Here is a 20,411-nt window from a genome sequence, read left to right as displayed (position 1 = left end):
TATAGCTAGGCTTAAAAACAGTTGAAACAACAAATATTTAATTTATATGTTAATAAGTATATAAAAAACGTAATTTATTGTATTATTGACATTAAATTATGTATGCCCTATTTAATTCTGCTTTGGATAACAAACTGTGATGCATACTAAGGACTGAATTATGCCTCTCAACGAACACAGTACAGCCACGGCGTTAAGCAAAATAGAAGATAACGCTTTGGTTCGTTTGGTCTATGCTAGTAGCCTGACTTTCAAAAGCCGTTTTAAGCCCGCTATTTTCCAGACTGTAGAGCAAGATGCTCGTCGATATAATCAACAACATGGGATTACAGGGACACTTTGCTACGGAAATGGTCAGTTTTTGCAGTGCTTGGAAGGACAAAAAAAGGTGTTGCTGCCTTTGCTGCAAGAGATTTTTGATGATACCCGGCACAAAGAAGCAAAAATACTGATAGTGCAACCTATTGAGCAGCGAGAGTTCAGCAATTGGGGTATGCGCTTGATGTTTTTAGAGCGTTGGCTATGGTCTCCTGAGACCAAAAAACAGGCCGATACTTTGTCTAGGTTTCTTCCTTTTAAACCCAGTCAATGGAATAAGGAGGAAACAGAAGAGTTCCTACACGCCATTCAAAAAATTCAAACACCACCGCATGTTCAGGAGTCGGGCATTAGCCTCAATGCCTTGGGAAACATGATTCAGCATGTGGTAGGACCGCATCAGGCCTTTATCTTGGTTCAAAGTGTGTTGGCTATTTTGACCCTTGTCGCCATAGTGCTATTGTTTCGATTGCCCTTTAATTAAATAAAGGGCAATTTTTTAAGAAACATCATGATTTAAAAAAGGAGTTAAAAAGAAAGACAGCTTAAACAGCATTAGCTTGATGCTATAAAGCTGACTTAAACATCAAAAATCTTCCCACGGTTCATAATACCTTTTGGATCAAATACCTTCTTCAATTCTTTTAAATACTCAATCTCAGTTTCACTGCGGCTATAGCTTAGATAAGGCTTTTTGGTCATGCCCACGCCGTGTTCTGCTGATACCGAGCCGCCGTATTTTTGCACAGTTTGGAACACTAAATCATTCACGCTTTGGCACTTCTCGAAGAACTCATCTTTAGATAGGTTCTCCGGCTTTAAGATGTTTAGATGCAAGTTGCCATCGCCAATATGACCAAACCAACAAATCTCAAAGTCAGGATAATTGGCGTTTACCACGGCCTCAATGTCTTTAATAAACTCAGGCACATAGCTAATTAGAACTGACACATCGTTTTTGTAGGGAGTGAATACAGAGATGGTCTCTGAGATATACTCACGCAATTTCCACAGCTCCGCCGCTTGCGATAGGCTTTGACTCATCACCCCATCCACAATCCAGCCGTTCTCCATACACTGCTCAAACATGGCCATCGCTTTTTCCATAATCGGCTCGTAGGGGGCTTCAAATTCTAGCAGGGCATAGTATTTGGTACGCGCCTCAAATGGCTGTTGAACATGACCGGTGGCCATTAATTTATCAATTGCCACTTCATCAAAGAATTCAAAGGCGGTTAAATCTAGTTGTGATTGGAAAGCGGACAACACGTTCATCACGTGCTCAAACTCATCCATGCCAAATACCATCACTGTTAAATCTTGCGGCGCTCGCTCAAGCTTGATCTGTGCTTTGGTAACGATACCTAAAGTACCTTCAGCGCCGATAAACAAATGACGTAAGTCATAACCGGTGGCGTTTTTAATCATACCGCGGTTCAGCTCTAAAATATCGCCTTTACCAGTAACCACAGTCAGACCTAATACCCAGTTACGAGTCATGCCATAACGAATCACTTTAATACCGCCGGCATTGGTACCGATATTACCGCCTATTTGACTAGAGCCGGCTGAAGCAAAGTCGACTGGGTAATATAAGCCTTTGTCTTCAGCAAACTGCTGTAATTGCTCAGTGATGACACCGGCTTCAATCTCAACCATTCTATCGGCTGGGTAGAATTCACCAATCTTATTCATTTTATCTAGGCTAATGACAATCTCACCATTACTGGCCACAGCACCAGCAGACAGACCGGTACGGCCACCGCTCGGAGTGACAACAATGTTGTGCTCATTCGCAAGCTTTATTACCGCTTGCACTTGTTCAGTGGATTTGGGAAAAACAATGGCACAAGGGGCAGGGGCAAAATGTTTGGTCCAGTCTTTACCCCAATGCTCTAGGCTCTCAGCATCGGTTTTAATTTGGCTGTTGTCAAAGCCGTGGCTAGTAGTTAGGCTGGTGAGTAGAGCGGTTAATGCTGCAGGGTCAGTTATTTGTTGTTTTGAAAGCTCTGGAGCATCAACTAAGGATTGATCTGAACTGTGTGCCAGCTCATGAGCAGCGGAAGCATTATTTAAAACATTGGGTGCAGTCATATTGGTCTCTACAAAAGTTTATGATACAAAACAAGTTACAAACAAACAAAAGCCAGTTGCGACAAACCGCATAACTGAAAGTTTACCATTATAGTCGCATTTGACAGGGCTTTATTCATAATTTAGTCTGCCAAAATAATAAAATATGTTATAAGATAGTTATATTATGACATAGTGCTAATAGAGGATGTAAGTCGCAGTTCGAGACGAGCGACTTTAGTTTTAGGGCGGTCACAAAAATAGTGGCTCACTCAACGTCATATTTTTCACTTTTTGGCTTTTTATGGCAAAGTGATACCAGATAAGGTTAGTTGTTAATAACCCATTAAAATTAATAACCCATCAAAATAAGGGCAAAGACATGGCATTATCGCTTGAGAAAGATAAAATACGTTTTTTACTGCTAGAGGGTTTACACGAAAACTCACTGAAAGTTTTAAATGATGCGGGTTACACCAATATTGAATATCTATCGCATGCTTTAGATCCTGATGAATTAGCAGAAAAAATTAAAGATGCTCATTTTATCGGTATTCGCTCACGTACTCAGTTGACTCGTGACATTCTTGAGCAGGCAGAAAAACTTATTGCAATCGGTTGTTTCTGTATTGGGACTAACCAAGTAGACTTAGAAGCTGCTCGTGAGTTCGGTATTCCTGTATTTAATGCCCCTTATTCAAACACCCGTTCAGTGGCTGAGCTGGTACTGGCAGAAGCGATTATGCTTTACCGTGGTATCCCTGAGAAAAATGCTGTGGTACACCGCGGCGGTTGGGGCAAATCCGCTAAGAACTCACATGAAATTCGTGGTAAAGTGATGGGTATTGTGGGTTATGGTTCAATTGGCTCACAATTGTCAGTACTTGCTGAAAGCTTAGGTATGAAAGTCATTTATCATGATGCAGTGACCAAGCTACCTTTAGGTAATGCGGTACAAGTTGGCAGTCTAGAAGAATTATTACAAAATGCAGATATTGTGACTTTACACGTACCAGACCTACCAAGTACGCGTTATATGATGAAAAAAGAGCAGTTTGATCTTATGAAAGATGGCAGCTACTTTATTAATGCCGCCCGTGGTACTTGTGTCGAAATTGATGACTTAGCCGCTGCAATAGAGTCAGGTAAAATCTTAGGGGCTGCAGTAGACGTCTTCCCGAAAGAGCCAAAATCAGCAGAAGAAGAGTTTGAATCTCCACTGCGTAAATTTGATAATGTTATCTTAACACCGCACATCGGGGGCTCTACTCAAGAAGCACAAGCCAATATTGGTCTTGAAGTGGCAGAGAAGTTCGTTAAATACTCTGATGCGGGTGATACCACAACTTCTGTGAACTTCCCTGAAGTTAGTATTCCAGTTAAAGAAGGCTCACACCGCTTACTACACATTCACCAAAACGTACCAGGCGTACTGTCTCAAATTAACAGCTCATTTGCTACCGCTGGTATTAACATCTTGGCACAAAGCTTAATGACTGAAGGCGATGTGGGTTATTTGGTTATGGATGTGGACAACCGTAACTCAAAAGAAGCCTTGGATCAGTTAAGAAACATCAAAGAGACCATCCGCGTTCGTGTTTTATTCTAACTAATTAAGTCTAAGGGCTTAAAGTACATTACTTGTGTAAGAAAAAAGCTGGCCATTGCCAGCTTTTTTTATGCGTCTAATTTTATGGATCTAATGTTATAAGATCCATACTATCAAGACTAATATAATGTTATGAGATCGAGCTGGCACTTACACCAACAATTAATCCGCTGTTACTATGTCTATATATATTACATATTTATATATACTATAATATGGTAATTATAACCGTTTTCAGGCATTATAAAGTTAAATAGAATTTAAAATAGAAGGGTAGTCCTATGCAAATTAAATCGTTCTTACATGAGGATACAGAGACTTATACTCACGTATTAATTGATGAGGCTAATAAGCTGTGTGCCATTATTGACCCTGTATTGGATTATGATTTTAAATCAGGCTATACCAGTACCGAGTCGGCGGATGAGGTTATCAACTATGTCAAAGAGCAAGGTCTAACCGTAAAGTACATTATTGAAACCCATGCTCATGCAGACCATCTTAGTTCGGCACCGCATATAAAACATCAGCTGGGCGGTGAGTTGGTGATAGGTAAGCACATCACTGAGGTTCAAAAAATATTTAAAGAGGTGTTTAACCTAGCCAACTACTTTAAGACAGATGCCAGTCAGTTTGATAAATTAACCGAAGAAGGCACTGAGTTTATGCTAGGGGATATCAAGCTTAGCGTGATGCATGTACCAGGTCACACACCAGCTGATATGGCCTATGTAGCACAAGATACGACCGATAGTGAGCGTGCGTTGGCTATTTTTGTGGGAGATACGCTATTTGCTCCGGATGTGGGCACAGCCCGAGTAGACTTCCCAGGGGGAGATGTCGATGATCTGTATCACTCTATCCAAAAGATATTATCGCTACCTGGAGATACAGAAATTTATCTGTGCCATGATTATCCGCCAGAAGGGCGAGAGCATTGTCCAGTGACTACAGTGGCTGCAGAAAAGGCTGGCAACATTCATGTCAGAGATGGAATCAGTCAAGCTGAATTTGCGAAGATGCGCACTGAACGAGATGCCACCCTTGAGATGCCAAGACTGATTATCCCTTCGGTTCAGGTCAATATTCGTGCCGGCGAGATGCCAGAACCAGAAGATAATGGCGTTCGTTATTTAAGGGTACCGATTAATACTCTTTAGTGACTGACTTGCCTTAAAATAATTGCTGAGATAACTTAAAGGTATTCAAATTAAAGGTAGGCAAAAGCTCAGGCTGGTAAAATAGCCTGAGCTTTTATTTATTCAGCTAAAACTTTGTGATAAGATAATAAATCAACATCGTGGGTTTAATGGATAGCTGATTTATTAATTAGGTTATTAATAACTGCTATCCCTGCAACTTCCAGCACGATATAAAACAACTCTGGTAAAGCGCATGAACCTGTACTCCGACACGGTCCGTTGTGCCTTTTAAGATTCGTTTAAGTCGGAGTTCTAGGAGTCTATCATGTGTAAATTTCAGTCCCTTACTGCCACCGCAGTCCCCGCCAATACTTTCCAGTATGCGCCTCGATACAAACCAAAATGCCCACTGGCAGTATTGGCTGTGCAACAAATTATCTCACTTCAACTTCGATCGGCTGATATCGTAAAATCGATGGGTTATCCTAGGAAGCACACTTTTGCCGCCACGGATCGCCTGCGTTATGTGCTTTGTAGTCAAAATCTAGGATTAGATGGCAGCTATATCGATCCTTTTTATAGGGCTGATGAATTTGTACTTGAGCTGTTTCGTATTTTGCAAATAAAGCCTGAACAATACCGAGAAGAGATTGAGTCCCTTCGTCAAACGCTACAGCCGTTAAAATAAGAGTGCGGTCGGTTACAGTATATAGCTGCTTATTTAGCTGAGACATTAGTTAGCTGAGACAACTCATTTAGATGTAGAAGCAGACATAGACAGCCTATTACAAGGGTAGGTGTCTATGTCTGTATGTGCGGTCAAGAGTATTAATGATGATGACCAATATGGCTGTGTCCCGTATTAGGGCTGTCTACCTCATCTAAAGCACACACTATGGCGTCTAATCGGTTATGAGGGTGCTCTACTGATTCAACCTGAATGGTAGTGTGGCTAATACCTAATTCGGCCAAACTGTGTTCAATATCATGAATCAACTCACTGGCTTGTAGGATACGCATATCACCATCAACCACTACGTGACAAGATAGGGCATGAATACCACTGGTAATACTCCACACATGCAGGTCATGAACGGTAATAATGTGCTCATGAGACTCAATGGTCTCTTTTACCTCGTCTAAACAAATCTCTTCTGGGGTACCCTCCATCAAGATATGTGTTGATGCTTTTACCACCCTAAAACCACTGATCAAGATTAAAATCGCCACCACAACTGACGCCACGGGGTCAGCCCACGCCCAGCCCATCCACATCATTGCTAAAGCCGCAATAATGGCCGCCACTGACCCTAATAAGTCGCCTAATACATGCAAGTAGGCACTGTGCATATTAAGGTTTTGCGATCCTGACTCGGGATCCTCATGGTCATGACTGTGAGAAGCACCGCCACGATGTAGCATATAGGCTACTATCAAGTTAATGGTTAATCCAATAGTGGCAATGATTAACATACCCTTAGAGGCAATCTCTGGGGGAGATGAAAAACGGCCTATAGCTTCCCAAACAATCATTAAAGCAATAATGATTAAGGTTGCGCCATTGGCTCCTGCGACCAATATTTCAAAACGTTTGTAGCCATAAGTCTTTTCTTTATTGGCTTCTTTTTCACCTATTTTAAAGGCCAGTAAAGTGGCTCCCAAGGCAGCCGCATCAGACAGCATGTGCCCGGCGTCTGATAATAGGGCCAAACTGTTGGTTAGTACACCACCGACAGCTTCTACCAACATAAATATTGTGACTAGAACGAAGCTGAACAGCAAAGTACGACGCTGCTTACTCATATCTCGAGCACCGGGCTCATCGTGAAAGTGGGGTGGGTCATGAGCATGAATAGGCTCATGGTTATGATCACTATTAGAGGTCATGGCTGCTATTAATCTCCGAAAAGTTATGAGTAGTATATCTATATTATAAATCAAATTTTGGTGGCTACCAGCCGACGGGATCCACATCCAAAGTCAGCTTGAGATACTTGGCTGAAGGCAATTGTAAGACCTGGGGCCACCAAAAGTTTAATAGCTGATGCAAAGGTTGGCGCTGCTTGGATAGCAATAAAAGCTGACTGTGATAGCGACTGTTTTTCATTTTCATTGGGGCGTCAATGGGGCCCAAAATAGCCAAGTCATTCTGAGGCATCAGAGCAATGGCATCTTTTAAGACCTGAGTGGCCCGTTGTAAAGTTTTCGCTTCACAGCGAATCAGTGCCCCATGGGTGTAGGGAGGTAGACCTAGCATTTTGCGCTCTTTTAATAGCTCTAAAGCAAAAGGCTGATAACCATCACGGACCAGTTTGCGTAGTAAAGGATTTTCAGGCTGTACCGTCTGAATTAAGACTTTACCAGGCTTGCTACCTCGGCCTGAGCGGCCAGCTACTTGGACAATTAATTGTGCGGTGTGCTCTGGTGAGCGAAAGTCTGGGGACAAAAACCCGCGATCCGCATTTGGCAAGCACACCAGAGTAACATTGGGAAAGTGGTGTCCTTTGGCCACCATTTGGGTCCCCACTAAGATAGCAGGGTCACCACTATTAATGCGCCGGTAGATGTCCTCCCAACTGTCCTTTCTTCTTGTGGTATCTCGGTCAATTTGAATGATGGGATAGGTTTTTTTGCTGGTTTGAGGGTTTGAGAAAAGAGCGTGTAAGCTTTCTGTCAATCGAGTTGTTCCCATACCCACAGCATTTAAGTTGACGCTTGCACAGTCTGGGCAGGCTAGTGGGATAGAGGCTTGCCAGTCACAATGATGGCATTTTAAATAGCTGGGCTGATTGGTATTGAGCTGACTGTGATGCACCGTTAAGTGGGCCTCACAGCGGACACAATCGGCTTGCCAACCACAGGCTTCACACAGCAAGATAGGGGCATAGCCACGGCGGTTCAAAAAAACCAATACTTGATCACCGGATTCTAAAGTGTCTCGAATAGCACTTATGGTATCTTCTGTCAGTCCTGTATTTTGTGAGTGCTTTAAATTTGGTAATAAGGAAGCTTGCTCACTAGGAGCGGCAGGCAAGTTACTGTATTGCGTGGCCTTATCACGGGCATCGACCAACTGCAAGGTAGCCGCTTGGGCATTACCAGCACGCTGTGTGAGAACAAGCTCGGTCAATTTGCCGTCTTGAACCAATTTTAAATGCTCCAATGAAGGAGTCGCAGTACCTAATACCACAGGAATACCCAGTTGATAGCCTCGATATACCGCCACATCTGCCGCATGATAGCGCAAAGTGTCTTGCTGCTTGTAAGACTGATCATGCGACTCATCGACCACTATCAACCCTAAGTCAGCAAAAGGATGCAAGATGGAGGAGCGGGTGCCGATAATAATCTGGGCACGTCCTTCACGGCAATCCTCCCAGCCATGCATACGCTGAGTATTATTAAGCCCAGAGTGTAGCAGTAAAATGTTGGCTGCAAAGCGCTCTGCAAAGCGAGCTCTGGTTTGTGGTGTTAATCCAATTTCGGGGACCAGTACCAAGACTTGTTTCCCAGCTTCCAACACAGATTGCATGGCCTGCAAATAGACTTCAGTTTTACCGCTGCCTGTCACCCCGTTTAATAAATATCCGCAGTATTTGCTCTCTTTAGCGGTGGCCACAATACTGTCAACGGCGTGCTTTTGTTGGTCATTAAGTGTCAGTGGCATCTTGGCCAAGGTAACCGGACTGGGCGCTGCTTTCGGTTGTACATAGTGCTCAATTAGACCGTTTTCTTCTAACAGTTTTAAAAAAGGACGCTGCATCCCTTCTAACAGTAAGGTATCTTCGCTCGCTCCATGTTTCCCATGTAATTTTAGCAGTGCAAATTGCTGTCTTTGCTTATGTGCGTTGCTATGGAAATCATCGTCACTAACATTGGGTAGGATGCGCCAATGAGTAATCAATAAATCGAGAGGTTTGCCTTGGCGAATCAAGGTTGGTAACATGACGGAAATCACATCGCCTAAGGGGTAATGATAATACCCTGCCAACCAGCGCGCTAAAGACAGCATCTGCTGACTTAATAAGGGCTCAGTATCAATAACCTGTTTTATGGCTTTTAGTTTATTGACTGGGATTTCGCTATGTCTGCGGTCAATATGATCAACGACGATTCCGATTAAGGTTTGCCGGCCAAAGGAAACTTGTACTCTTCCTCCAATAGGGGGAAGGGCAGAAGCGGTGTCATCCGCAGTACTTAGTTTATCTGAAGGTTTATCTGAGGAAGGAAGATAGTCAAATTCACGATAAAGAGGAACCGGTAGGGCGATACGAATCAGCATCAGGTGGAAGCCTCCTTAAGGGAAAGGTTATAAACTAAAGCCTGTTTAGTTTATAACCTAGTTTATCAGCTAGAAATAGCTACAAGCCAATGCTTGAGCCATTAGTCTTCGATAAATAAGATAGATTCAATCTCAACGATGCCACCTTTAGGTAGTGCAGCTACTTGTACTGCAGCACGCGCAGGGAATGGTTCAGACAGGCGCTCAGAGAAGATAGCATTTAGTGCGGCGAAATCATTTAAATCGGTTAGCGATACGTTAAATTTCACCACATCACTTAGTTTACCACCTGCAGCTTCACAGATAGCTTCGATATTGTCCATAACTTGAGCGGCTTGGGCATCAAAGCCGTCACGAAGTTCCATAGTTTCTGGATCAAAACCCAATTGACCTGAGATATATACCAAACTACCGCCAGCTGATGGAATTTTTACTGCTTGTGAATAGGCGCCAACGGCTGCTGGAGCTTTATCGGTATGAATAATTTGACGGGCCATAATTATTTCCTTTTTATTGATTAAAATGAACAGTTCATTTGTTTAAAAGTTGAGAAGAAATATACCTTTATAAGCGGTATAGACGGCGAATACTACCAAAGCCCACATGAGGACGTAAAGCCTCAATACCTTCTAAGACATGGCTGCGACTGCGCACTATCACATGAATAATCGTTGAGTCAGAGCGAACGTCTACTTTTTCGATCCCAATACTTAGCTGTCTTAAAGTATATAGCACATGCGAGACCTGCTCATCGGTTAAGGCCAGATTGATTTTTAGATAAGCCGTGAAATGCGGGCGCTCACTAGGGTGCTCAATACTTTTTTCTATTTCTTCTTCACTGTACCAGTTGAGTTGGACCAACTCATACGGCTTCTCAACATATTTGTTGACGATAGAATAACAGCGATGACGGTGTAATACCAAGCCATGCATGGTTAAGTGACCAATAATAGGGTCACCAAAGATGGGTCGACAACAACCAGCGAAGTGGACTTCAACGCCGTTGGCGTTAGACAAAAGCTGATTGGGACGATCAAAGCCTTTTTGGCTGGCTTGTTGGTGTGTCTTGGTGACATCATCACTAAACAGCCTTGAGACCACCAACTGGGGCAGTAAGGCACCCGCACTCATACGCTCGTATAAGTCTTCCTTCTTATCGACATTTTGCCAGAGTAATAAGTCTTGCCAGTCCGCTTCGGTGACATCATCAAGAGATTTGCCATAGGTTTGTAAGGCACGGTCTAAAGCTTGCTTACCATGTTGTTGCTGCTCTTCTATAGGTAGGCTACTGAACCAGCGTTTTAGTGAGCGCTGTGCTTTACTGGTCACCACAATGCCTAGCCACTCAGCTTTAGGCTTGGCATTGGAATCAACTTCGATCTCTACAGTGGCACCAGGTTTCAAGGTAGAGCCGAGTTTGGCGTTTTCACCATTGATTTTGGCCCCAACCGCGATATTGCCCACTTTAGGACCCACCGCATAAGCGAAGTCTAACGCTGTGGCACCACGCGGCAGCTCATAGGCCCGACCTTTAGGACTGTAACACAGTATTTTTCGGGTGTTTAGATAAGAGATCAGCTCATCAATGGTTTCCACCATCTCATCATAGTCAGGATTGCCTTCTTTGCCTTCGCGCTCTGCGTCATAATCGATGAGCTCTTTCATATTTCGTAAAGAAGCTTTAATGACAGAGCGGCTCAATTCAGAGGCTTGCTCTGCCCCAATAACACCCAGGCGAGAAACAGCCTCCATCTTACGGGTAAGCAAAGTGACTTTAATGGTATCGTTATCACGCTTATAGGTCAGGGTTAATGATTGGTTACCACCGGGTAGCGGATGGCGAATATTGTCTTCAACGAAGTTATCAGAAATACGATACTTCTTGATCAGATACTCTGCCAATGAATCACAATCTTCAATGGTATTAGTGACGATTTCAAAGGCATAGTGACGTAATAAATCATCGATTTCTCCGCGGTTGCGGAAAAATTGACGGTACATAATGACCGTATTTTCTAAGGTACGCACATGACCTGAGATATTGTGTCGATCTAGTACATAATTGAGGTACTGCTGGATCGTCTCTTTTTGATATTTTCGGCCCAAACCATGCTGTAAAAGCTTGTCTGACATCTTGGTATACATAACGGGATCTAGGTTACGGTAACACAAGATTTCCATATAGTCGGCTATGTCATTCATCCCCATTAAACGGGCGAACGGCACATAAAACTCTAGAGTTTCAGAGGCGGTAGACTTTTGTTTTTCTCGGCGTACTGAGTCTAAGGTCGACATATTATGCAGGCGGTCAGCAAGCTTAATAATTAACACTCTAGGATCATCTAAAGTGGCAGACATGATCTTATGGAAAGTGGCCGCTTTGTTTTGTCTTTTATTATGACTGGAGGACTTTAGTTTGGTCACCCCATCGACCAAGCTTGCTACAGTTTCGCCAAATATCTGGGCTATTTCTTCTGAAGTTACTTCTGTGTCTTCTACCGTATCATGCAATATTGCTGCGATAATGCTGTCTCTATCAAGACGGAAGCCCGCTAGGATCTCCGCAACGGCAATAGGGTGAGTGATATACGGTTCACCAGATTTTCTTTTGTCTTTGATATGTGCTTTATCCCCGTAAGCACAAGCCTTTAGCACATCTTGCTTCTCAGTATCATTTAAGTAGGCGACAGCACGCATTAAGTTGCGCTGAGCTTCATCTACCAAATGATGGCTAAGCTTAGGTAGGTTTTGCATATAAGAGGTTTGATTTAAGTGCTCATCATCGTATGAGTTTGGCAAGATGATATCTGGACTTAGTGAGGTGTCCACAATGTTGTTTGAATTGGCAATATTGTTGATGACATTGCTATCAATATCAGTTTTTAGAGAATCAATCATATCGGCTTCAGAGTCAGATAAACTTGCATCAGGATTAGAAGTATTTTTAACATTTGAGGTTAACATCATTTAATCATCCTTCAGCCAGGCAACAGACAATAATAGGCAATCAGTTTAGAGTGTAAGTCTATAAGTAATTTAATAATTCCCTGTTGAGACTTATTCAAGGGGTATCAAGTCCATCCCAGGTCAAATTATAAAAATAAAGTAATAAAATTAATATTTAGCTAATAAAATTACACCGCGTTTAATACCTTAATTAATCTTAAAAATAGCTGCGTGTCAACCAATAAGCTAGGAATGCTTTAAAAAAAATAAAATAATCGCCCTAAAGGGTCCTAAAAGTCAGCTAAGGTGCAGCACAGAGCGCGGTATAAGACTTTTTTTAATTCGATAAAACACAGCTTTAACGAGGTTTAGAGAACAAGTACTGCTCATGAAAATCAATTAGAATATAAAAAACCACGACTTGCTTAACGCTTATCGTGGTTTTTATATTCAAGGGCTTAAAGAAGAGGGGGCTTTTTCATAAATAACTTACTCTTCTTTAGCATTTAGCCAGTCAGTTACTAAAAACCTTGGCCACCGCTTAATGCTAAGTCTAATGAGTTGGTAGCAAAATGATGATCAGGTTGGTCTAGGATATCTCTAGATACCAAACCTTCTGCGATTTCACGTAACGCTAATACCGTTGGCTTATCATTATTGACTTCAACTAATGGCTCAGAGATGCCTTTGGCCAATTGATGGGCGCGCTTGCTGGCAACCAATACCAGCTCAAAGCGGTTGTCTACTGCATGTAAGCAGTCTTCTACGGTTACACGTGCCATAAAGTCCTCTTGTTATCACTAGGTGATATATAAAAATTCGATAGTTAATCAGTTATTATAGCAAATTTACTGCATGAAGTGGGTAGCTTTATTTCAACAAGCCCCTAGAAACTTTATTAATAAAATTAAAGGGCTGCTTTATTGCAGTGATTTTGGGCTACTCACTGATCAGATCGCTAATAGTATCCCCATAACGGGCTTGCTGACGACTTAGCGTCTGACGTTTGGCGACAATAATAGATTTCAGCTCAGTTAGGGCAGCTTCAAATTGGTCGTTAATGACTACGTAATCAAAATGAACATACTGCTGCATCTCGGTTACCGCGCCGGCCAGACGTTTTTCGATAACCTCTTGCGAATCTTGACCACGTGAAGATAAACGTTGACGCAAAGTGGCTTTACTGGGTGGAAGAATGAAGATCATAGTCACATCGTCATACAGCTCTTTAACTTGCAACGCGCCTTGCCAGTCAATCTCCAGAATCACATCAATACCTGAGTTTAACTGGTTATTTACGCTTTGTTGTGAGGTTCCGTAATAGTTATCGAAGACCTGCGCGTGCTCAAGAAAATCTCCCGCTTCAATCCCCTTGGTAAAGGTCTCAGTGTCGGTAAAGTGATAGTGGTGGCCATCAACCTCACCTGGGCGAGGCTCTCGGGTAGTATGAGAGACGCTGACAGCTAAGTCATTGGTGGTGGCGATAAGCTGCTTAACTAGGGATGTTTTACCGGTGCCTGAAGCAGCAGTGACAATAAATAGTGAACCTTTCATATAAGAAAATCTCTTAGGGTTGGGATTTGAAATAATAATTGCGGTGAATAGTAATGGTGAATAAGGATTATGAAAAATAGATGTTTATTACACCAAAATAGAAGCTTCTATGCGTGCTATTTTACTGGATATGTTAAAGTAGTCACAAAATAGTTTGCCCAATCTGGTTAAAAGCCTACTAATTTGGTTAAAAGCCTAAAGGTTTAGCTGGCGTTGGCCTACTTTATTTATCTGATTATCTATTGTGAAGGTCTGTTATGCAAATTTATCTTGCCAATCCACGTGGTTTTTGTGCTGGTGTTGACCGTGCTATTGCTATTGTAAATGAGGCATTGACACGTTTTGAGCCCCCTATCTATGTGCGTCATGAAGTAGTACACAATAAATTTGTGGTTTCTGACTTGGCCAATCGGGGAGCGGTATTTGTCGAAGAGCTGCACGAAGTGCCGGATGGGTCTATTGTTATTTTTTCAGCGCATGGGGTTTCTAAAGCGGTGGAAGATGAAGCCAAGCGCCGTGATTTGACCGTATTTGATGCCACTTGTCCACTGGTTACTAAAGTTCATATTGAAGTGGCAAAATTTGCTCGTGACAATATGGATGCTATTTTAATTGGTCACCAAGGCCACCCTGAAGTAGAAGGCACCATGGGTCGTTTTAGCGCTCAATATGGGGGCGAGATTTATCTGGTAGAGAACGAAGAGGATGTGGCAAAGCTTGAGGTTAAAAACCCTGATCATTTGGCATTTGTGACCCAAACCACCTTGTCTATGGATGATACAGCTAAAGTTATCGATGCTTTGCGTGAGAAGTTCCCTAACATTCAAGGGCCGCGTAAAGATGATATCTGCTATGCTACCCAAAACCGTCAAGATGCGGTCAAAGATTTGGCTGCACGCTGTGAAGTGGTATTGGTAGTAGGCTCGCCAAACTCTTCTAACTCAAACCGTCTGCGTGAGCTGGCTGAGCGCATGAACTGCAAAGCCTACCTTATTGATAATGCGGGTGAAATGAAAAAAGAATGGTTTGACGGGGTCAATGCGGTGGGAGTAACCGCCGGTGCTTCTGCTCCAGAGATTCTTATTCAAGAGGTGCTAAACCAGTTACAAGATTGGGGCGGGGACATACCTGATGAATTGAAGGGCATTGAAGAAAATGTTACCTTTAGTTTGCCCAAAGAGTTACGTATCCCTGTGAAGCAGGTTAGGGTGTAATCTAAAATAATAATAGAAAAAGCTGTGGCTTATTGAAAAATAGCCACAGTTTTTTAAGTATTAAAACGGCCATTTTTTAAACTAATTGCCTTTTGTAAGCTCGCTGTCTTTTTACAAAAAGCTGTAGCCTTAATTCCGATAATCAATAGTCAATAAAAGTTAAGGATGACTTATGACTTCATATTACCAACTTCTTAAACGAGAAACTCAGTCCGATAATAGTACAGTCGCACATTATAAACCGACGTTACATGCTCAGGGTGCCTGGAATGAACATGAGCAACACATGGCACCAGCCACGGGGATTCTAGCCCGCGAGCTTGAGCTTTTCTCTCCTCAGTCAAACCTGCGCATAGCACGGATAAGCTTAGATATCCTAGGCCTAATACCTCTACAAGAATTTACTATTACCACCCGCTGTATTCGCCCCGGCAAAACCATCGAGCTTATCGAAGCGGTAATGAGCAGTGGCGGACGAGATTGTATCATCGCCCGAGCTTGGCGCTTATTGACTCAAGATACGGCTGAAATTGCGGGTCTAGAGGATCTGGTAGCCACCTCGCATCCTGAGAATTTACCTGTGTGGGATGAGATGAAGGGCTGGCCTGGCGGCTTTATTGAGAGTATCAAACTGGCTTCAGACCCTGCTCGACGTCCTGGTAAAGGGCTGGTTTGGTTGACCACAGAGCTTGATATGGTTCAAGGTGAGAACACCTCAGACTTAGTGCGTCTTATAGGCTTAGTCGATACTGCCAATGGCGTGGTACCCCGAAATGGGCTAAGAATGTCTGAGATGCAGTGGGCTTTCCCCAACACTGACTTGCAAATCCATATGCACCGACTGCCGCAAGGTAAATGGCTAGGGATTGAAGCAGTGCAGCAGTATGGTGAGGATGGTATTGGCTTAACCAGTACCATTTTGCACGATTTACAAGGGCCTTTTGGGCGTAGTGAACAGATTTTGACTATTCGTGCCATGGCCTAAGTTGCTTTTTAATATATTAATCATTACGGATTGTAACCAGACTAGTAGCAAAATACAGTTTATAGAATTGCACAGTTGCAAAAAAACGCCGGTTAATTTGACTGGCGTTTTTTGTATAAGTCTAGGTGAAAATATTTAGACAAGTCGTTACAGGTCAGGGGAGTAAAATTAATCACTTGTTGCTTGAAAAATTTAGTATGTGCCCCTATTAGAGAGTTATCCCAAGCTAGTCTATAGATCCGGCTGCTGAACTTTATGTTCAATAAGCATATTAAGTAATAAGCAGCAAGGTATCTATTAGCATAAAAATAATTATGGATAAACCAAGAGGATATTATGAGCGACACTCAAACTGATAATCAACAAAATGACAGTCAAAACGCCACACAGCATGTCTTTGAAGCTGAAGTAGCACAACTGCTAAATTTAGTGACTCACTCACTGTATTCAAACTCTGATATTTTTGTGCGTGAGCTGGTCTCAAACGCTTCAGATGCTTGCGATAAGCTGCGCTTTGAAGCTACCAGTGACGACAGTCTTTATGAAGAAGATGGCGAGCTAAAAGTTCGTATCGATGTCGATACAGACGCTAAGACCATTACCTTTATCGACAATGGTATCGGTATGAGTGAGGCGGATGCCATTGAAAACTTAGGAACCATTGCAAAATCAGGTACCAAAGCGTTCTTGGAGCAATTATCTGAATCACAAAAGCAAGATGGCCAACTAATTGGTCAGTTTGGTGTGGGTTTCTATTCAGGCTTTATTGTTGCCGATACCATCAGCGTTGAATCACGTAAAGCGGGCGAGCCTGCCGATCAAGGGGTGCGCTGGATTTCTGACGGTACTGGTAAATTCACTACCGAGACCATCACCAAAGACAGCCGTGGTACCTCTATTACACTACACCTAAAAGAAGAGTACACCGAAGGCGAAGATAATTATCTGGACCGCAATAAAATCAAATCTTTGGTCAATAAGTACTCAGACCACATCAGCTTGCCGATTCAGATGCGTAAAGAAGTGTGGCAGGAAGATGTCAAAGAAGAGGGCGATGACAGCGACACGCCAGTAGGCGGTCAGATGGTGGTTACTGATGAGTGGGAAACCATCAACAAAGCCAGTGCCCTGTGGACGCGTTCAAGCTCTGAAATTGAAGATGAAGAATATACTGAGTTTTATAAAAATATCAGCTATGACTTCCAAGATCCTTTAGCTTGGACTCATAACCGGGTAGAAGGTCGTGTGCAATACACACAGCTGTTATATATCCCTGCCAAAGCCCCATTTGATTTGTATGCTCGTGAGCAGCAGCATGGCTTAAAGCTGTACGTAAAACGCGTCTTTATTATGGATGATGCTGAGCAGTTATTGCCTATGTATTTGCGTTTCGTAAAAGGGGTTATCGATTCAGCAGACCTACCGCTTAACGTGAGCCGTGAAATTCTACAAGAGTCACGTGATGTGAAGTCTATCCGTGATGGTAACGCGCGCCGTGTGTTAACTCTGCTGGCGAGTCTTGCCAACAGTGAAGATGCGGATAAGCAAGAGAAGTTTAAGCAGTTCTACAGCGAATTTGGTGATGTGATTAAAGAAGGTCTTGGTGAGGATATGACCAACCAAGCCCGTATCGCTAAATTACTGCGTTATGCGACCAGCACTCATGAAGGTCTAGAGACTGGCTTTGAAGACTACAAAGCTCGCATGAAAGACGGTCAGAAAGCCATCTACTATCTAACCGCTGAAAACTTAGCCGCTGCGAAGAATAGCCCTCAGCTTGAGCTATTTAAGAAAAAAGGTATTGAAGTTATCTTGATGACCAGTCGTGTTGACGAGTGGGCGATGAACTTCTTACATGAGTTTGAGGGAACACCGCTACAGAATATCGCTAAAGGCGCGGTAGATTTAGGCGACCTGCAAGATGAAGCTGAAAAAGAAGAAGCTAAAAAAGCGGAAGAGAACCTAAAACCAGTAGTAGATAAGCTAAAAACAGCATTGGGCGACCGTGCTAAAGATGTTCAGGTCTCAACCCGTCTGGTTGATAGCCCTGCTTGCTTGGTAGTGGGCGAGGGTGAACTGACTCCACAAATGGTACAAATGCTGAAGCAAATGGGTCAAGAAGTACCTGACATTAAGCCTACGCTTGAAGTTAACCCAAATCACCCACTAATTCAGAAGTTAGAGACTAGCGAACAGTTTGATGATTTGGCGCAAGTTATCTTTGACCAAGCGTTGCTTGCAGATGGTGGACAATTAGATGATCCGGCGGCTTATTTGAAACGTGTTAATGAGCTGTTGTTGAAATAGGTATTGAGCATTCGATAATGTCTATTTGAGAACATTAACCAATAGCTAATTATAAAAAAGGATCCAGATTACCTGGGTCCTTTTTTATTGTTAAATTATTTATAACTCAAGCTTTTTATTATCAATAATAAAGCTAAATAGCTTTAATTCGCTGAAACAGTCATAATATTAGTATGGATAAAAATAAATCGCCTACCAAACCTTTGAGCAAGCCTATGACCCAGCCCATTATTACCTCTCTATTAGATAATGACTTGTATAAATTCACCATGCTACAAGCCATGCTGCATCAGTTCCCGCAGACGCATGGGGTATACCGCTTCCGCTGTCGTAATTATGAAGATACCGCTTATCCTTTGCCTGACATCAAAGAAGCTTTAGAGCAGCAATTAGATTATCTATGTGAGCTTAGTTTCACCCAAGATGAGCTCGAATATTTAAGCAGCTTGCGTTTTATTCGCTCAGATTTCGTGGATTATCTAGAATTATTTAAGTTAAAACGTCGTCATATTACGGTTAGCATTGATGAGAAAAACCGGCTAAATATTGATATTGAAGGGCCAATGATTCAGGCCATGTTCTTCGAAGTTTTTGTATTAGCGATTGTGAATGAGCTGTATTATCAGCAGTTAACCACGCCAGCCGTACTCGAGGAAGGTGAACGCCGTCTACAGCAAAAAGTGGTTACCTTACAAGAATATGCGCTAAAAGCTGACCGAGGAGAACCTCCTTTTATCATTGCTGACTTTGGAACCCGCCGCCGCTTTAGCAAAGCTTGGCATACACATGTAGTTGAGACGTTGCACAAAGCAGCACCGAGTATCGTCCGCGGTACCTCTAACGTTTACTTAGCCAAAAAGCTAAAAATTACGCCTATTGGTACCATGGCGCACGAATTTATGCAGGCGTTTCAAGCATTAGATGTGCGTCTACGCGATTCACAGAAAGCGGCATTAGAGGCATGGGTACATGAATATAGAGGTGACTTGGGGATTGCTTTGACCGATGTGGTAGGAATGGAGGCCTTCTTACGTGATTTTGATTTGTACTTTGCTAAGTTATTTGATGGCTTGCGTCATGACAGTGGTGATCCGTATGCGTGGGGTGATAAAGCCATTGCTCATTATCAGAAGCTAAAAATTGACCCAAAAACAAAGATATTAACTTTCAGTGATGGCCTTGATATCGAAAAAGCTTGGGAGTTGCATCAGTACTTTAAGCAACGCATACAGACCAGCTTTGGCATCGGTACTAATTTGACCAATGATATGGGGCTTACCCAGCTAAATATCGTGCTGAAGCTGGTTGAATGTAATGGTCAGCCTGTTGCTAAGCTGTCCGATAGCCCAGGGAAAACCATGATTCATAATGACACTTACTTGGCGTATCTGCGTCAGGTGTTTGAGATTGAAGATATTTCCGAAGAATAGCAATGTGCTGTCTTGATTAACCAAAAGAGGACTCATAACAGTCCTCTTTTTAGTTATAGATTAAATAGTCTTCAGGCTTCGACAGCGATAGCCCATGTTAAATGTGGAAGGTTGGGTGGACCATGTTAGCTAGGCAGGGGGCAAGAGTAAGTAACCTGAGTTCGGGATAAGAGCTTGCCTAAATCATTGAAACAGCTTAGTTTTTTGCAGCTTGTCCATAAGCCGACACGTTTTTGAGTGTCGGCTTAAAGGGAAACCAACAGTAAGCAATGAGTCCTGCTAAAAGATTAGCAGCGAACCCTGTGAAGCTTCGATGCCTTGAGTGTTCAATCTGACACAAGTTTTTAAGCTCATCAAAAACAGTTTCAATTAACGAGCGTCCGTTAAGTAACGCCTCATCAATAGGTTTAAGAGTCTGCTGTTTCATACTCCTTCGAAGCTTGGTTATAAAATCGATATTGAAGTCATTAAACAGTTTATCTTTTAAATCCTGACTGACATAACCTCGATCACCAAACAGTTTACCGAATATATCATTTGCTAGGCCCTGT

16 protein-coding genes are annotated in these 20,411 nt (G+C 42.6%); 8 read left to right on the top strand and 8 right to left on the bottom strand.

What is annotated here, in order from left to right:
* Positions 1–160: 160 nt before the first annotated feature.
* The gene (locus A1019T_RS05385) at positions 161–802 is read left to right on the top strand and encodes a BLUF domain-containing protein (RefSeq protein WP_077450751.1); all 642 of its coding nucleotides are present in this window, start codon (positions 161–163) and stop codon (positions 800–802) included.
* Between the two features lie 95 nt (positions 803–897).
* Here the strand turns inward: A1019T_RS05385 and A1019T_RS05380 are convergent, their stop codons facing one another.
* The gene (locus A1019T_RS05380; RefSeq protein WP_077450772.1) at positions 898–2,310 is read right to left on the bottom strand and encodes an FAD-binding oxidoreductase; all 1,413 of its coding nucleotides are present in this window, start codon (positions 2,308–2,310) and stop codon (positions 898–900) included.
* A gap of 463 nt (positions 2,311–2,773) precedes the next feature.
* Between A1019T_RS05380 and serA the strand changes: the two genes are divergently transcribed.
* From serA to A1019T_RS05365, 3 genes are all read left to right on the top strand, one after another.
* A complete protein-coding gene (gene serA / locus A1019T_RS05375; RefSeq protein ID WP_077450750.1) occupies positions 2,774–4,000 on the top strand; it encodes a phosphoglycerate dehydrogenase in 1,227 nt (408 codons plus the stop codon).
* 281 nt (positions 4,001–4,281) lie between these two features.
* Complete coding sequence (locus tag A1019T_RS05370) at positions 4,282–5,160, top strand: MBL fold metallo-hydrolase (protein WP_077450749.1); 879 nt, start codon at positions 4,282–4,284, stop codon at positions 5,158–5,160.
* A 307-nt stretch (positions 5,161–5,467) separates the two neighbouring features.
* On the top strand, positions 5,468–5,830 hold the full coding sequence (locus A1019T_RS05365; protein ID WP_244156548.1) for a hypothetical protein: 363 nt from the start codon (positions 5,468–5,470) through the stop codon (positions 5,828–5,830).
* A gap of 140 nt (positions 5,831–5,970) precedes the next feature.
* Here the strand turns inward: A1019T_RS05365 and A1019T_RS05360 are convergent, their stop codons facing one another.
* The 6 genes from A1019T_RS05360 to gmk form a co-directional block, all read right to left on the bottom strand.
* Entirely contained in the window at positions 5,971–7,029 is a 1,059-nt protein-coding gene (locus tag A1019T_RS05360; protein ID WP_077450748.1) for a cation diffusion facilitator family transporter, read from the bottom strand.
* A gap of 64 nt (positions 7,030–7,093) precedes the next feature.
* On the bottom strand, positions 7,094–9,424 hold the full coding sequence (locus tag A1019T_RS05355) for a primosomal protein N' (RefSeq protein ID WP_077450747.1): 2,331 nt from the start codon (positions 9,422–9,424) through the stop codon (positions 7,094–7,096).
* A gap of 101 nt (positions 9,425–9,525) precedes the next feature.
* Positions 9,526–9,921 carry a Rid family detoxifying hydrolase gene (locus tag A1019T_RS05350; RefSeq protein ID WP_077450746.1) on the bottom strand — a complete coding sequence of 132 codons (396 nt, stop codon included), beginning with the start codon at positions 9,919–9,921 and terminating at the stop codon, positions 9,526–9,528.
* 67 nt (positions 9,922–9,988) lie between these two features.
* Complete coding sequence (locus A1019T_RS05345) at positions 9,989–12,178, bottom strand: RelA/SpoT family protein (protein WP_077450770.1); 2,190 nt, start codon at positions 12,176–12,178, stop codon at positions 9,989–9,991.
* Positions 12,179–12,891: 713 nt separating this feature from the next.
* Positions 12,892–13,152: a DNA-directed RNA polymerase subunit omega gene (gene rpoZ, locus A1019T_RS05340; protein ID WP_077450745.1), complete on the bottom strand. Its 261-nt coding sequence runs from the start codon at positions 13,150–13,152 to the stop codon at positions 12,892–12,894.
* Between the two features lie 157 nt (positions 13,153–13,309).
* A complete protein-coding gene (gene gmk / locus A1019T_RS05335; protein ID WP_077450744.1) occupies positions 13,310–13,924 on the bottom strand; it encodes a guanylate kinase in 615 nt (204 codons plus the stop codon).
* 257 nt (positions 13,925–14,181) lie between these two features.
* On the opposite strand from gmk, the gene ispH reads away from it, so the two are divergent.
* The 4 genes from ispH to pncB all read left to right on the top strand — a co-directional run bounded on the left by ispH (position 14,182) and on the right by pncB (position 19,860).
* Entirely contained in the window at positions 14,182–15,138 is a 957-nt protein-coding gene (ispH, locus tag A1019T_RS05330) for a 4-hydroxy-3-methylbut-2-enyl diphosphate reductase (protein WP_077450743.1), read from the top strand.
* A gap of 172 nt (positions 15,139–15,310) precedes the next feature.
* Entirely contained in the window at positions 15,311–16,123 is an 813-nt protein-coding gene (locus tag A1019T_RS05325; RefSeq protein WP_077450742.1) for a thioesterase family protein, read from the top strand.
* 336 nt (positions 16,124–16,459) lie between these two features.
* Positions 16,460–18,430: a molecular chaperone HtpG gene (gene htpG / locus A1019T_RS05320; protein WP_077450741.1), complete on the top strand. Its 1,971-nt coding sequence runs from the start codon at positions 16,460–16,462 to the stop codon at positions 18,428–18,430.
* A gap of 215 nt (positions 18,431–18,645) precedes the next feature.
* Positions 18,646–19,860 (top strand): nicotinate phosphoribosyltransferase, encoded by a 1,215-nt coding sequence (pncB, locus tag A1019T_RS05315; protein ID WP_077450769.1) that lies wholly within the window; start codon positions 18,646–18,648, stop codon positions 19,858–19,860.
* A 196-nt stretch (positions 19,861–20,056) separates the two neighbouring features.
* Here the strand turns inward: pncB and A1019T_RS05310 are convergent.
* The coding region (locus A1019T_RS05310) for a transposase (RefSeq protein WP_143514087.1) at positions 20,057–20,411 on the bottom strand (355 nt) is incomplete at its 5' end.

This window comes from Psychrobacter piechaudii (genome assembly GCF_900162825.1).
Lineage (GTDB): Bacteria > Pseudomonadota > Gammaproteobacteria > Pseudomonadales > Moraxellaceae > Psychrobacter > Psychrobacter piechaudii.
The sequence above is the reverse complement of the archived record's forward strand: the minus strand, read 5'-3'. Positions and strand labels throughout refer to the sequence as shown.

Coding starts and splice junctions, on each gene's coding strand:
- A1019T_RS05385 (WP_077450751.1), top strand. CDS start 161: ATGCCTCTCAACGAACACAGTACAGCCACGGCGTTAAGCAAAATAGAA.
- serA (WP_077450750.1), top strand. CDS start 2,774: ATGGCATTATCGCTTGAGAAAGATAAAATACGTTTTTTACTGCTAGAG.
- A1019T_RS05370 (WP_077450749.1), top strand. CDS start 4,282: ATGCAAATTAAATCGTTCTTACATGAGGATACAGAGACTTATACTCAC.
- A1019T_RS05365 (WP_244156548.1), top strand. CDS start 5,468: ATGTGTAAATTTCAGTCCCTTACTGCCACCGCAGTCCCCGCCAATACT.
- A1019T_RS05360 (WP_077450748.1), bottom strand. CDS start 7,029: ATGACCTCTAATAGTGATCATAACCATGAGCCTATTCATGCTCATGAC.
- A1019T_RS05355 (WP_077450747.1), bottom strand. CDS start 9,424: ATGCTGATTCGTATCGCCCTACCGGTTCCTCTTTATCGTGAATTTGAC.
- A1019T_RS05350 (WP_077450746.1), bottom strand. CDS start 9,921: ATGGCCCGTCAAATTATTCATACCGATAAAGCTCCAGCAGCCGTTGGC.
- A1019T_RS05345 (WP_077450770.1), bottom strand. CDS start 12,178: ATGCAAAACCTACCTAAGCTTAGCCATCATTTGGTAGATGAAGCTCAG.
- rpoZ (WP_077450745.1), bottom strand. CDS start 13,152: ATGGCACGTGTAACCGTAGAAGACTGCTTACATGCAGTAGACAACCGC.
- gmk (WP_077450744.1), bottom strand. CDS start 13,924: ATGAAAGGTTCACTATTTATTGTCACTGCTGCTTCAGGCACCGGTAAA.
- ispH (WP_077450743.1), top strand. CDS start 14,182: ATGCAAATTTATCTTGCCAATCCACGTGGTTTTTGTGCTGGTGTTGAC.
- A1019T_RS05325 (WP_077450742.1), top strand. CDS start 15,311: ATGACTTCATATTACCAACTTCTTAAACGAGAAACTCAGTCCGATAAT.
- htpG (WP_077450741.1), top strand. CDS start 16,460: ATGAGCGACACTCAAACTGATAATCAACAAAATGACAGTCAAAACGCC.
- pncB (WP_077450769.1), top strand. CDS start 18,646: ATGACCCAGCCCATTATTACCTCTCTATTAGATAATGACTTGTATAAA.